Raw genomic sequence first — 12,984 nt, forward strand, 5'->3', positions numbered from 1 at the left:
ATGCGGCGACGCACCGGAGTGTGACCGCGGGTCAGGCCACCGCCGGCTGCTCCGCCGCGACCGGCGCCACCCGGCGCGCCCCCACCCACACCAGGCCCAGGCACACCGCCTGCACCGCGGCGACGACGAGCAGCAGCACCGGGTACCCCGTGACCCCCGTCAGGGCCGAGAGCAGCATCGGCAGCAGGAACCCGACGTAGGTCAGCGAGTAGAACACCGCGGTCAGCCCGGCCAGGTGCTCCGGCGCGGCGATCCGCTGGACCTCCTGCAGCCCGGACAGCAACACGAACCCGTAGCCGGCGCCGAGCAGCGCGGCCGCGACGACGGCGGCCGGGACGCTGGGCAGGCCCGCCGCGAGGGCGGCGACGAGCGTCCCCGCGACGACGAGTGCGAGCCCGACCCGGGTCGCGGCCAGCGGCGAGCGGGCGTCCACGAGACGCGCGGCGGACTGGGCCAGGACCCCGCAGCCGAGCGCGACGGCGGTCAGCAGTGTCGCGACGAGCAGCCCCCACCCCTCGGTGATCCCGTCGAGCGTGGTCGGCAGCACGGCGTAGGCGAGCGCGGCCGCCCCGAACACCCACGGCGCGGCGGGCAGCACCAGCCACACGAACCGCGGGTGCGCGACGGCGGGGACGCGCAGATCCTTCAGCCAGGACCGGGAACGGCCCGGCTCGACCGTCTCCGGCGCGGCGAGCAGCCACCAGGTGACCGGCACCGTCAGGACGATGTGCACCAGGTAGGGCAGCTCCATCGGCAGCGGCGCGAACTGCGCGAGCAGCCCGGCGACGAGCGGGCCGAGCCCGAACCCGGCGGTGAGCGCGAGCGCGGCGCGCCGGGCGCCCTGTCCGGGCCCGGACAGCTCCTTGACCCACGTCGTCGCCACCGCCATCGCGACGCCGACGCACACGCCGAACAGCAGCCGTCCGGCGAAGAGCAGTACCTCGGAGAACGCACCGAGGGCGAGGACGGCGCTGGCCGGGATCGACGCGGCCGTCGCGGGCAGCAGCACCCGGCGGCGGCCCCAGCGGTCCGACGCGGGCCCGCCGACGAGCAGGCCCGGGGCGAGACCGAGCACGTAGACGCCGAAGAACGCGGCGACCACGGTCGCCGAGTAGTGCCCCTGCTCGCGGTACATGACCATCAGCGGGCTGAACTGGTTGGCGCCGTAGCCGACGCCGAACAGCACGGCGGCCGGCCGCATCCACGGCTTCACGATCGGTCTCCTCCTCGGAACGCGACGACGCCCCCGGGAACCGGTCCCGGGGGCGTCGTCGTCGACGGTGGTGGTGCGGCCTAGGCCGCGGCCTTGGCCCGCTGACGCCAGCGGGTGAGCGTCCGCTCGGTGTAGCCGTTGGGCTCGGTCGCCCCGCTGAACACCAGCTCCAGCGCGGCCTGGAACGACTCGCTGGACTCCAGATCCTTCGCCATCGCGGGGTAGCCGTCCTCACCGGCGTTCTGCTCGTCGACCACGGCGGCCATCCGGGCGAAGGTGTCGCGCACCGTCCCCTCGTCGACGACGCCGTGCTGGAGCCAGTTCGCGACCAGCTGCGCGGAGATCCGCAGGGTGGCGCGGTCCTCCATCAGCCCGACGCCCTCCAGGTCCGGCACGGTGGAGCAGCCGATGCCCATGCCGACCCAGCGCACCACGTAGCCGAGGATCGACTGGGCGTTGGTCTCCAGCTCGTGGGTCACGTCCTGCGCCGACAGCGACGACGCGTCGGTCACCGGGACCTCGAGCAGCTTGCGACGGTCGGCGGTGGTGCGGGAGGCGATCTCGTCCTGCACCCCGTGCACGTCGACGCGCAGGTAGTGCAGCGCGTGCAGGGTCGCGGCGGTCGGCGACGGCACCCAGGCGCAGTTCGCGCCGGCCTTCGGGTGGCCGATCTTCTGCTCGATCATCTCGGCCATCGCGGCGGGCTTGGCCCACATGCCCTTGCCGACCTGCGCGGAGTGCGCGAACCCGGCGGCGAGCGCGACGTCGACGTTGCGGTCCTCGTAGGTCGTGAGCCACGTCGTCGTCTTCATGTCGCCCTTGCGCAGGACCGGGCCCGCGGTGAAGCAGGTGTGGATCTCGTCGCCGGTCCGGTCGAGGAAGCCGGTGTTGACGAAGATGACCCGGTTCGCGGCCTCGGCGATGCAGGCGGAGAGGTTGACCGTGGTCCGCTTCTCCTCGTCCATGATGCCGATCTTGAGGGTGTTCGCCTGCAGCCCGAGGGCCTCCTCGACGGCGCCGAACAGCTCGACGGTGAGCGCGACCTCCTCGGGCCCGTGCTGCTTGGGCTTGACGATGTAGACGCTGCCCGCGCGGGAGTTGGTGTGCGGGCCCTTCCCCTGCAGGTCGTAGAGCCCGGCGACGGCCGAGACGAGCGCGTCGAGCACGCCCTCGGCGACCTCGGTGCCGTCGGCGGTGCGCACCGCGTTGGTCGTCATGTGGTGGCCGCAGTTGCGGACCAGCATCAGCGAGCGCCCGGGCAGGGTGAGGTCGGAGCCGTCGGGCGCGGTGTACTCGCGGTCCGGGTTGACCCGGCGGGTGACGGTCTTCCCGCCCTTGCGGAACTCGGCGGTCAGGTCGCCGCGCAGCAGCCCGAGCCAGGTGCGGTAGGCCAGCGCCTTGTCCTCGCCGTCCACGGTCGCGACGGAGTCCTCGAGGTCGACGATCGTGGTGACCGCGGACTCGAGCACGACGTCGGCGACGTCGGCATGGTGCTGGGTGCCGACCTGGGTGGTCGGGTCGATCGTGATCTCCAGGTGCAGCCCGTTACGGGTCAGCAGGACCGCGCCGCGGCCGTCGCCGTCGACCGGGCGGAACCCGGCGAACTGCGCGGTGTCGGCGAGCCCGACCGTGCCGTTCGAGGTGGTGTCGACGACGAGCCCGTCGGTCGAGGCCCGGTAGGCGGTGGCGTCGGCGTGGCTGCCCTTCGCGAGCGGGAACAGCTCGTCGAGCAGCTCGTCGGCGGCGGTGATCACCTGCGCGCCGCGGCGCTCGTCGTAGCCCTTCGCGAGCTCGCCGTCCTGCGGGAGCGCGTCGGTGCCGTAGAAGGCGTCGAACAGCGAGCCCCAGCGGGCGTTGGCGGCGTTGAGCGCGTAGCGCGGGACGGTGGAGGGCACGACCAGCTGCGGGCCGGGGACCTCGGCGATCTCCGGGTCGACCCGGTCCACGCCGATGGTCGGCGACTGCTCGGGGAGCAGGTAGCCGAGGTCGGTGAGGAACTTCTCGTACTCCTCGACCGACCCGACCCCGTGCTCGCGGTGCCACTCGTCGATGCGCGACTGGATCTCGTCGCGACGGGCCAGTGCGTCGGCGATCCTCGGGGCGAAGCGCTCCTGGAGCCTGGTGAGGGTCGCCCAGAAGTCGTCCGCCGTGAGGTCGACGTCGGACAGGAGCTCGCCCTCGACGAAGGACTTCAGGTGCTCCTCGACCTGCAGGCCGGCGGTGTCGGCCATCTGTGACCACCCTCTCTGCGTGGATGACGGGACTGGTCGTATTTCTACCAGTGGATTATCTTTTCCGCATCACGGAAGTGGTGGCGGTCCCCCTCCGTTCGCAGAGCGCGGACCGTCACGGGGTCGACGTACCCTCCCGTGAGCCCCGCCACGCGCAGCAAGGGAGTGCAGCGATGCCTCTGGCCCGCTCCATCCACGACGAGTTCGTCGCCCTCCTGGGCGCGGCGGACGTGCTCGACGACCCGGTCCGTACCCGCACCTACGAGTGCGACGGCCTGACCGGCAGCCGGGTCGTCCCCGAGCTGGTCCTGCTGCCCCGCACCGCCGACGACGTCGCCGGCTGCGTGCGGATCTGCGCCCGGCACCGGATCCCGTTCGTCGCCCGCGGCGCCGGGACCGGCCTGTCCGGCGGCGCGCTGCCGGTGGCCGAGGGCGTCGTCATCGGGCTGAACCGGCTCAACCGGGTGCTCGAGGTCGACCCGGAGAACCGGCGCGCGGTGCTGGAGCCGGGCGTCACGAACCTGGAGATCACCGCGGCCGCGTCGCCGTACGGGCTCTACTACGCCCCGGACCCGTCGAGCCAGCAGGTGTGCACGATCGGCGGCAACGTCGCGGAGAACTCCGGCGGCGCGCACTGCCTCAAGTACGGCTTCACCACCAACCACGTGCTGTCGATGGAGGTCGTGCTCCCCGACGGCGAGGTGGTCACCCTCGGCTCGGACACGATGGAGCAGTCCGGGCCCGACCTGCGCGGGGTGTTCCTCGGCTCCGAGGGCACGCTCGGCATCGTCACGAAGGTCACCGTCCGGCTGCTGCGCACCCCCGAGGTCATGCGGACGCTGCTGGCGGACTTCCCGTCGGTGTCGGCGGGCGGCCGGGTCGTCTCCGACATCGTCGCGGCCGGGATCGTGCCCGCCGCGGTCGAGATGATGGACGCGCTGGCCATCGAGGCCGCCGAGGGCGCCACCGGCGCCGGCTACTCCCTCGACACCCCGGCCGCGCTCGTCGTCGAGCTGGACGGGACCGTCGAGGAGTGCGAGGAGCAGTTCGCGCTGGTCAAGGAGATCTGCGACCGGCACGGCTGCACCCGGCTGCACATCGCGGGCTCCCCCGAGGAGCGCGCGAACATCTGGCGGGGCCGCAAGGCCGCGTTCGCCGCGGTCGGCCGGATCTCGCCGGACTACATCGTCCAGGACGGCGTGGTCCCCCGGACCCGGCTCGCCGAGATCCTCGAGCGGATCGACGAGATGGGCTCCGAGGCCGGGCTGCGCGTCGCGAACGTCTTCCACGCCGGCGACGGCAACCTGCACCCGCTGGTCCTGTTCTCCGCCGCCGAGGGCCAGACCGAGCAGGCCGAGCACCTGTCGGCGCAGATCGCGGAGCTGTGCGTCGAGATGGGCGGCTCGCTGTCGGGCGAGCACGGCATCGGCACCGACAAGGCCTGCTCGATGCCGCGGATGTTCGGGGAGGACGACCTGGCCGTCATGCGCCGCATCCGCGACGGCTTCGACCCCGACCACATCTGCAACCCCGGCAAGCTCCTGCCCAGCCCGCGGCTGTGCGGCGAGAAGCCGGGGCTCTACCGGCCGCACCCGCTGGAGGAGGCGGGCCTGATCGAACGGCTGTGACCCGTCCGGCCGACCTGTCCGACCGACCCGTACGAGACCCGGAAGGGCCCGACGACATGACACGCGCTGCTCCCACCACGCTGCGCCCCACCTCGGCGAAGGAGGTCCGGGACGCCGTCCTGGACACCCCCGGCCGCCTCGCGATCACCGGCGCCGGCACCGCCACCGGCTGGGCCGGACGACCCGCCGACGACGTCGCCGCGACGCTCGACTTCTCCGCGCTGTCCGGGGTGATCCACCACAACCCGGGTGACATGACCGTCTCGGTGCACGCCGGGACCCCGGTCCGCGCGCTGCAGGAGCAGCTGGCCGAGCACGGTCAGCGCCTCGCGTTCGACGCCGCCCGGGTCGACCGCGGCGCCACGGTCGGCGGGCTGCTCGCCACCGCCGACGCCGGCCCGTCCGCCCTGGTCTGGGGCGGTCTGCGGGACCTGGTCATCGGCACCACCTCGGTACTCGCCGACGGCACGATGGTCCGCTCCGGCGGGCACGTCATCAAGAACGTCGCCGGCTACGACATGGCCAAGCTGATGCACGGCTCCTACGGCACCTTCGGCCCGCTGGTCGAGGTCGTCCTGCGGCTGCACCCGGTCCCGAAGGCCGTCGCCTGCGTGAGCGTCGACGGCCCGGTGGCCGAGGCCGCGTCGCGGGTGCTGGAGCTGATGGCCAGCCCGCTGGAGCCGATCGCCGTCGAGTGGGTCTCCGGTGACCCGGCACGCCTGCTGGTCCGGTTGGAGGGCGGCGCGGAGACCCTGCCCGCGCGGGTCGCGCGGCTGCGCGAGCTGCTCGGCGCCGACGCCCGGGAGGCGGGCGCGGACGCGTGGGACGTCCACACGTCGCTGACCGACGGTCCGCACGCCGGCGGTGACGGCGACGGGCCCGCCCTCGACGGCGCCGTCGTCCGGATCGGGTGCGCCCCGACCCGGCTGGCGCCGCTGGTGGAGCAGCTGCCCGCCACCGCCGTCACGGCCGGCCTCGCGACCGGCGTCGCGACCGTCACCGTGCCGGGGGCCGCCGTCGCGGAGGTGCACGACGCCGTCGCCGCGGTCGGTGGCACCAGCGTGCTGCGTGACCGGCCCGAGGCCCTCGACGCCCCCGCGTGGGGCCCCGCACCGTCCGCACTCGCCCTGCTCAGGGCCGTCAAGACGCAGCTCGACCCCGAGGCCCGGTTCGCCGCCGGTCGCTTCGCCCCCTGGATGTGAGGCACGCATGACGAGCACCCACGAGCCCGCAGGCACCCCGACCGGGGCGGCCGAGACCAAGATCCCCCAGCAGGGCCCGAGCGCGTTCGACGACGTCCACCCGCCGCAGCGCGAGCTGCTCGACGACTGCGTCCACTGCGGCTTCTGCCTGCCGACCTGCCCCACCTACGTGCTGTGGGGCGAGGAGATGGACTCCCCGCGCGGCCGGATCCTGCTGATGGACCTGGCCGAGAAGGGCGACATCGGCCTCGACGGTCCGTTCACCGAGCACATGGACAACTGCCTGGGCTGCATGGCGTGCGTGACCGCCTGCCCGTCCGGGGTGCAGTACGACAAGCTGCTGGAGTCGGTGCGCCCACAGATCGAGCGCAACGTGCCCCGCACCGCGTCGGACAAGCTGTTCCGCGACGCGATCTTCGCGCTGTTCCCCTACAAGCGACGGCTGCGGGCGGCCGCCCTGCCCGGCGCGCTGTACCAGCAGCTGCGGAAGGTCCCCGCGATCCGGAGGCTCGCCGAGAAGCTGCCCGGTCAGCTCGCGGCGATGGAGTCGCTGCTGCCGCCGGTCTCGGTGCGCGAGGCGTTCGCGACGCTCCCGGTGCACACCCCCGCGGTCGGCACCCGCCGGGCCCGGGTCGCGCTGCTCACCGGCTGCGTGCAGGACGTGTTCTTCCACCGGGTCAACGAGGCCACCGTGCGGGTGCTCGCCGCCGAGGGCTGCGACGTGCTCGTCCCCCGCGACCAGCAGTGCTGCGGCGCGCTCGAGGTGCACGCCGGGCGCGAGGAGTCCGCGCTGGACCGGGCCCGGCGCACCATCGCCCGCTTCGAGACCCTCGACGTCGACGCGGTGGTCACCAACGTCGCGGGCTGCGGCTCGTCGATGAAGGACTACGGCCACCTGCTCGCCGACGACCCCGCCTGGGCCGACCGCGCGGCGCGCTTCTCCGCCCGCTGCCGCGACGTCCACGAGGTCCTGGCCGAGCTGTACTCCCGGGAGGACGACGGCGGCCCCCGCGCCCCGCGCACCCCGGTCACCGGCCGCGTCGCCTACCACGACGCCTGTCACCTCGGGCACGCCCAGGGCGTCCGCACCCAGCCCCGCGAGGTGCTCCGGACGATCCCCGAGCTGGAGCTCGTCGACATCGCCGAGGCGTCGCTGTGCTGCGGCTCGGCCGGCATCTACAACATGGTGAAGCCGGACGCGGCCGCCGACCTGGGCGTGCGGAAGGCGGAGAAGATCCGCGACGCGAAGCCGGACGTCGTGGTCACCGCGAACCCGGGCTGCCTGCTGCAGATCGGCAAGTACCTGCCGAACGAGGACTTCGCCGACGTGCCGCTGCTGCACCCGGTGCAGCTGCTGGACGCGAGCATCCGCGGGGCGGCGGTGCCGCAGCGCTGACCCGCCCCGTTCAGGAGGGGGCGCCGCCGGGTACGGCCCACCGGGCGCCGGTGCGACCGGCGCCATGCCGTGGCGCCGGCCGTCCGGGTACGTCCGGGCGTCCCGCCGGCCGGGACCGGGACCCCGGGGTCGGACACGGCGGGGTCGGACGGCTCGTCCGGCCGCCGGTGCAGCGCCCGCAGCTCCGCACGCAGCGCGACGATGTCCCACTTGCGGGCGGTGTGCTCCCGCTCGAGCTGCTCCAGCCGCCGGTGGGCCAGCACGAGCAGCACACCGGCGGCGATCCACCCCGCCAGGGCGGCCCACGCCACCACCGCCACCAGCCCCGACACGCCCGCTCCGTCCACTCGTCCCACCTGCTCGGCACTCACCGTAGCGAGCACCCGGGTGTCCGACGGCGTGCCGGGTGAGCCACCGCACACGTCTCCGGCGCACGTCACGTCGGTACCCTGGGTGTGCAGGCACCGCCGCCCCGCGCTCCCCTCCCGGGCCCGGCTGGTGGCCCGCACCGGATGCGGCCCGCGCGGGTGGACCCCGGCCCCGGCGGGTACGGGTCCCGGCGGTGCGCCCCGCCCGAGACCGTGAGGAGGCCGGAGATGCAGCAGGCCGTCGGTAACGATCCGACCACCGCGAGCGATGGACCGGCCGTGGAGGAGACGACCGTGCACCCCGAGAAGACCCCGTCGCCCGATGCGCGCCACTTCCCGCAGACCCTGGTCGCGATGGACCCGCCCACCCTCCCGGCGGCCCACCTGACCCCGCCGCCCGCGGAGTTCCGGCAGTTCCCGGCCCCGCAGCGGTCCGTGCCCGGTCACCCGACCCTGCGCAGCCGGCTGCGCCGGGTCCTGCTGTTCTGGCGGCGCGGCGCCTGACCCCGATCCCGGCCGACGGCCCGGTCCCCCTCCGGGGACCGGGCCGTCGCCGTATGTCGGGTGTCTCAGTAGCGGGAGAAATGGACCCAACCGGCGGCGCCGTCGTAGGGACGGCCGTCGACCGTGACGCCCGGCCCGTCGGCGTCGGGCGCCTCGACGGCCCCGACCTCGGTCCACCCCTCGGGCAGCGGCGCGTCCCCGGGGAAGGTCGCCGCCAGCGCGTGGTCCTCACCGCCGGTCAGGACCCAGCGCAGCGGGTCCAGGCCCAGCGCGGACGCGATCTCCGCCATCCGCGGGGCCACCGTGAACGCCCGCGACCGCAGCCGCAGCGCCACCCCCGAGGCTCGCGCGACGTGTGCCAGGTCGGCCAGCAGGCCGTCCGAGACGTCGATCATGGACGTGGCGCCGGCGTCGGCGGCCTGCGGACCGGCGGAGTAGGGCGGTTCCGGGACCCGGTGCGCGTCGACCAGGGCCGCCGGGGAGCGGAACCCGCGCCCGAGCACCGCCAGCCCGGCCGCGGACCAGCCCAGCCGCCCGCAGACCGCGACCCGGTCTCCCGCCCGCGCACCGGAGCGCAGCACCGGGGCCCGGCCCTGCAGGTCCCCCAGCGCCGTCACCGAGACGACGATCACCGGCGCCGAGGTCAGGTCGCCCCCGACGAGCCCGGCACCGGTCGAGCGGGCCTCGGCCCACAGCCCGTCGGCCAGCTGCTCCAGCTGGGCCGCGGGCGTCGACGAGGGGCAGGCCAGCCCCACCAGCAGCGACGTCGGCACCGCCCCCATCGCGGCGATGTCGGCCAGGTTCGCGGCGGCGGCCTTGCGCCCGACCTGCTCGGGGCTCGACCAGTCGAGCCGGAAGTGCACGCCCTCGACGAGCACGTCGGTGCAGGCGACGACCCGCCCGTCAGCGGCGGTGACGACGGCCGAGTCGTCCCCGGGCCCGAGCTCCGTCGTAGCCGGTTGGACACGGTCCGTGGTGACCCGGTCGATCAGTGCGAACTCACCGACCTCCCGGAGTGAGACACCGGTCTCGGAACCGCCCTCGGGCGTGATCGCGGATGGGGACACGGGGGCGGCCTCCGGTAGGTTCTGCGTCCGACATTCCTGCCGCCAACCATCCGGCAGGTCGGCAGTTACCGGAAAGGGGCACGCCGTGGTGCAGGCATACATCCTCGTCCAGACCGAGGTCGGCAAGGCCGCCTCCGTCGCCTCCGAGATCGGGGGTCTGCCGGGCGTCGTCTCGGCCGAGGACGTCACCGGCCCGTACGACGTGATCGTGCGTGCCGAGGCGGACGACGTCGACGAGCTCGGCCGGCTGGTCGTGGCCCGGGTGCAGAACGTCAACGGGATCACCCGGACGCTCACCTGCCCCGTGGTCAAGCTCAGCTGAGACGGGCGGAGACGTGGCAGGGGCACGCGTGTCACCACCGGTCGTGGTGGCGATCGCGCTGCCCCTGCTGCTCGCCCTCGTCGTGGCGGGGCTCGCGGTCTGGGCCCGCCTGACGACGGGGCCGGACACCGGCCCCCTGGAGCTGCCCGCGCAGGCCGCACCGCAGGCGTCGTCGACGTCGTGCGACGCGGTGCTGCGCGCGCTGGGGGCGGGCATCCCCGGCGACACCGGGGACCTCGCGCCGCGCGAGATCGACCCGCCGGTCCCCGGCGCGCGGGCGTGGGTCGCCGAGCCGGAGCCGGTGGTGCTGCGCTGCGGCACCGAACGGCCGGCCGAGCTGGGGCCGACCTCGCCGCTGATCGTGGTCAACGGGGTGAGCTGGCTGCCGCTGGCGACCCCGCAGGGCGCGCTCGCGACGACCTACGCCGTCGTCGACCGCGGGGTGTACCTGGAGCTGTCCGCGCCCGCGGAGACCGGTCCGGGGCCGCTGCAGGCGGTGTCCGACGCGGTCGTCGACACCCTCCCGCCGCAGCCGGTGCGGGTCCGGTAGCTACCGCAGCCCGGTCCCGCGGGCCAGCGCGGTGTCGACCATCGTGCTGAGCAGCTCGGAGTAGTCGAGCCCGGTGACCGCCCACATCTTCGGGAACGCCGAGCTCGGGGTGAACCCGGGCATGGTGTTGACCTCGTTGACGGTGATGTCGCCGTCGTCGGTGACGAAGAAGTCGACCCGGGCCAGGCCCTGCACGTCGAGCGCGCGGAACGCGGTGATCGCCTTCCAGCGCAGCGACTCGGTGATCTCGTCGTCGAGCTTGGCGGGGATCTGCAGCTCGGAGGTGTCGAGGTACTTGGACTCGAAGTCGTAGAACTCGCCGTTGTAGCGCAGCTCGGCGGGCAGGCTGGCGCGGACGCTGCCGTCGGGGAACTCCAGCACCGCACACTCGATCTCGCGGCCGGGCACGGCGGCCTCGACGAGCACCTTCGGGTCGTGCCGGCGGGCCTCGGCGACGGCGGCGTCGAGCGCGGCCGGGTCGGTGACCCGGGTGACGCCCATCGAGGACCCGGCGCGGGCCGGCTTCACGAACAGCGGCAGCCCGAGCCGGTCGCGGTCGGCGAACCCGATGTCGGTGCCGGGGCGGAGCACGACGCCGTCGGCGACGTTCAGTCCCTCGGCGCGCAGCAGCTTCTTCGCGAACTCCTTGTCCATGCCGACCGCGGAGGCCAGCACGCCGGCGCCGACGTAGGGCAGCCCGGCCATCTCCAGCAGACCCTGGATGGTGCCGTCCTCGCCGAAGGCCCCGTGCAGGATCGGGAAGACGACGTCGACCGAGGTCAGCGCCTCGCGCGCGTCGAGGCGGACCAGGCCGCGGCCCGGCTCGCCGGGCAGCACCAGGGCCTCGGCGGTCCCGTCGACCTCGGGCAGCTCGCGACCGGAGATCGCCAGCCGGGCGGGGTCGGACGGGCCGACCACCCACGCGCCGTCCGGGGTGATCCCGACCGGGACCGCCTCGAACCGCTCCGGGTCGAGGTGGGTCAGCACGCTGCCCGCGGACACGCACGAGATCGCGTGCTCGGAACTGCGGCCGCCGAAGACGACGGCGACCTTCACCCGGTCGGCACTCATGGGGCCCGAGGGTAGGCGGCGGCTCCGCGGGGGCGCGCAGCCGGGCGTCGGCCCGGGGGGCCGCTCACCCCACCAGCGCCGCCAGTGCGGCGGTCAGCTCGGCCCGGGTCCCGGCGGCGTACCCGACGACCAGGCCGGACGTGCCGGGTCCGTCCCGGTGGTAGTCGGCCAGCCCGCGCACGGCGACGCCCCGCCGGGCGGCCGCGGCGATCGCGGCCCGCTCCCCCTCGGGCGGGCGGAGCACGAGGTGTGCCCCGGCCGGGTCCCCCTGCGCGGCCCAGCCCGCCGTGCGGGCGGCGTCCAGGACCAGGGCCCGCCGCTCTCGGAGCTCGCGGCGCAGCCGTCGCAGGTGCCGGGACAGGTCGCCGTGTGCGGCGAGCGCGGTGAGGACCAGCTGCCCCGCGGGCGACGGCCGGGTGCCGGTCCGGGCGCGCAGGTCCCGCCACGCGTCGACGACGGCGGGCGGCGCGACCGCCCAGCCGACCCCGAGCGTCGGGCTGAGGATCTTGCTCGCGGTGCCCAGGTGCACGACGTGGCCGGGTGCGAGGGCGGCGAGCAGGGGCAGCGGGGCGACGTCGTAGCGGAGCTCGCCGTCGTAGTCGTCCTCGATGACCAGGAAGTCCTCGGCGCGGGCGCGCCCGACCAGGGCGACCCGGCGGGCGGCGGACAGGCGCACCGCGGTCGGGAACTGGTGCGCGGGCGTGGTGTAGACCGCCGCGCAGCCGGCCGGGACGGCGTCGACGACCAGGCCGTCGTCGTCCACGGGTACGCCGACGACCCGCAGCCCGGCCGCCAGCAGCGCGGTGACCGCGCGCGGGTAGCCCGGCTCCTCGACGGCGACGGTCGCGCCTGCCGGCAGCAGCCGGGCCAGCTCGGCGACGGCGGCGGAGGTCCCGGCGGTGGTCAGCACGGTGTCCGCGGGCGGGGTGAGGCCGCGGTGGCGCAGCAGGTGGCCGGTGACGGCGTCGTGGAACGCGGGCAGCCCGTCGGCGCGGGGCCGGTCGTCCGGGGGCGGATCGGCGGCGGCCCGCCAGGCGCGGCGCCACATCGCGGGGTCCAGCGCCGCGACGCACGGCCGCCCCGGGTCCAGCACCGACGGCTCGGCCTGCGGCGGGGGCCCGGCGGGCGCGGCCGGGCCCGTGGGGGCGGGCCCGGGGACCGCGGTCACGAACGTCCCCGCTCCGACCCGGCCGGTGACCCAGCCCTCGGCGAGCAGCTGGTCGTAGGCCGCGGCGGTGACCGTCCGGCTCACCCGCAGCGTCGTCGCGAGCCCGCGGGTCGACGGCAGCCGGTCGCCGGGCCGTAGTGCCCCGCCGGCGGCCGCGGCGCGCAGGCCGTCGGCGAGCTGGACCGCCAGCGGCGTCGCCCCGGAGCGGTCGAGGACGATCGGGAGATCCTGCACAGTGGCCTTTCGTTCACGAGCGGAAGTGGC

11 protein-coding genes are annotated in these 12,984 nt (G+C 75.1%); 6 read left to right on the top strand and 5 right to left on the bottom strand.

The genetic code is table 11. The features are described from left to right. Nucleotides 1-31: 31 nt before the first annotated feature. On the bottom strand, nucleotides 32-1,213 hold the full coding sequence (locus KPL60_RS13550; RefSeq protein WP_226366008.1) for an MFS transporter: 1,182 nt from the start codon (nucleotides 1,211-1,213) through the stop codon (nucleotides 32-34). A gap of 80 nt (nucleotides 1,214-1,293) precedes the next feature. Then, nucleotides 1,294-3,444 (bottom strand): malate synthase G, encoded by a 2,151-nt coding sequence (locus KPL60_RS13555; protein WP_226366009.1) that lies wholly within the window; start codon nucleotides 3,442-3,444, stop codon nucleotides 1,294-1,296. A 173-nt stretch (nucleotides 3,445-3,617) separates the two neighbouring features. On the opposite strand from KPL60_RS13555, the gene KPL60_RS13560 reads away from it, so the two are divergent. The 4 genes from KPL60_RS13560 to KPL60_RS13575 all read left to right on the top strand — a co-directional run bounded on the left by KPL60_RS13560 (nucleotide 3,618) and on the right by KPL60_RS13575 (nucleotide 8,542). Then, entirely contained in the window at nucleotides 3,618-5,072 is a 1,455-nt protein-coding gene (locus tag KPL60_RS13560) for an FAD-binding oxidoreductase (protein ID WP_226366010.1), read from the top strand. A 56-nt stretch (nucleotides 5,073-5,128) separates the two neighbouring features. Then, nucleotides 5,129-6,274, top strand: coding sequence for an FAD-binding oxidoreductase (locus KPL60_RS13565; protein WP_226366011.1), 1,146 nt, complete (start codon nucleotides 5,129-5,131; stop codon nucleotides 6,272-6,274). 7 nt (nucleotides 6,275-6,281) lie between these two features. After that, nucleotides 6,282-7,670, top strand: a complete 1,389-nt coding sequence (locus KPL60_RS13570) for a (Fe-S)-binding protein (protein ID WP_226366012.1) — start codon at nucleotides 6,282-6,284, stop codon at nucleotides 7,668-7,670. Nucleotides 7,671-8,266: 596 nt separating this feature from the next. Next, nucleotides 8,267-8,542, top strand: coding sequence for a hypothetical protein (locus KPL60_RS13575; RefSeq protein WP_226355692.1), 276 nt, complete (start codon nucleotides 8,267-8,269; stop codon nucleotides 8,540-8,542). Nucleotides 8,543-8,607: 65 nt separating this feature from the next. On the opposite strand, the gene KPL60_RS13580 is transcribed toward KPL60_RS13575, so the two are convergent. Beyond that, on the bottom strand, nucleotides 8,608-9,594 hold the full coding sequence (locus tag KPL60_RS13580; RefSeq protein WP_226356673.1) for a thiamine-phosphate kinase: 987 nt from the start codon (nucleotides 9,592-9,594) through the stop codon (nucleotides 8,608-8,610). Between the two features lie 100 nt (nucleotides 9,595-9,694). Between KPL60_RS13580 and KPL60_RS13585 the strand changes: the two genes are divergently transcribed. Beyond that, on the top strand, nucleotides 9,695-9,931 hold the full coding sequence (locus KPL60_RS13585) for an Lrp/AsnC family transcriptional regulator (RefSeq protein WP_020627802.1): 237 nt from the start codon (nucleotides 9,695-9,697) through the stop codon (nucleotides 9,929-9,931). Nucleotides 9,932-9,959: 28 nt separating this feature from the next. Next, nucleotides 9,960-10,481, top strand: coding sequence for a DUF3515 domain-containing protein (locus KPL60_RS13590; RefSeq protein ID WP_226366013.1), 522 nt, complete (start codon nucleotides 9,960-9,962; stop codon nucleotides 10,479-10,481). Here KPL60_RS13590 and KPL60_RS13595 read toward each other — a convergent pair whose 3' ends face one another. Together KPL60_RS13595 and KPL60_RS13600 are read right to left on the bottom strand one after the other, a co-directional pair. Then, on the bottom strand, nucleotides 10,482-11,552 hold the full coding sequence (locus KPL60_RS13595) for a D-alanine--D-alanine ligase family protein (RefSeq protein WP_062400911.1): 1,071 nt from the start codon (nucleotides 11,550-11,552) through the stop codon (nucleotides 10,482-10,484). Between the two features lie 64 nt (nucleotides 11,553-11,616). Continuing rightward, nucleotides 11,617-12,954 (bottom strand): PLP-dependent aminotransferase family protein, encoded by a 1,338-nt coding sequence (locus tag KPL60_RS13600; protein ID WP_226366014.1) that lies wholly within the window; start codon nucleotides 12,952-12,954, stop codon nucleotides 11,617-11,619. Between the last annotated feature and the right edge of the window lie 30 nt (nucleotides 12,955-12,984).

The organism is Pseudonocardia sp. ICBG162, assembly GCF_020496225.1.
GTDB lineage: Bacteria > Actinomycetota > Actinomycetes > Mycobacteriales > Pseudonocardiaceae > Pseudonocardia > Pseudonocardia alni.

What these genes read in the sequence shown, in the direction of transcription:
- KPL60_RS13555 (WP_226366009.1), bottom strand. Translation starts at nt 3,444, where the DNA reads ATGGCCGACACCGCCGGCCTGCAGGTCGAGGAGCACCTGAAGTCCTTC.
- KPL60_RS13560 (WP_226366010.1), top strand. Translation starts at nt 3,618, where the DNA reads ATGCCTCTGGCCCGCTCCATCCACGACGAGTTCGTCGCCCTCCTGGGC.
- KPL60_RS13565 (WP_226366011.1), top strand. Translation starts at nt 5,129, where the DNA reads ATGACACGCGCTGCTCCCACCACGCTGCGCCCCACCTCGGCGAAGGAG.
- KPL60_RS13570 (WP_226366012.1), top strand. Translation starts at nt 6,282, where the DNA reads ATGACGAGCACCCACGAGCCCGCAGGCACCCCGACCGGGGCGGCCGAG.
- KPL60_RS13575 (WP_226355692.1), top strand. Translation starts at nt 8,267, where the DNA reads ATGCAGCAGGCCGTCGGTAACGATCCGACCACCGCGAGCGATGGACCG.
- KPL60_RS13595 (WP_062400911.1), bottom strand. Translation starts at nt 11,552, where the DNA reads ATGAGTGCCGACCGGGTGAAGGTCGCCGTCGTCTTCGGCGGCCGCAGT.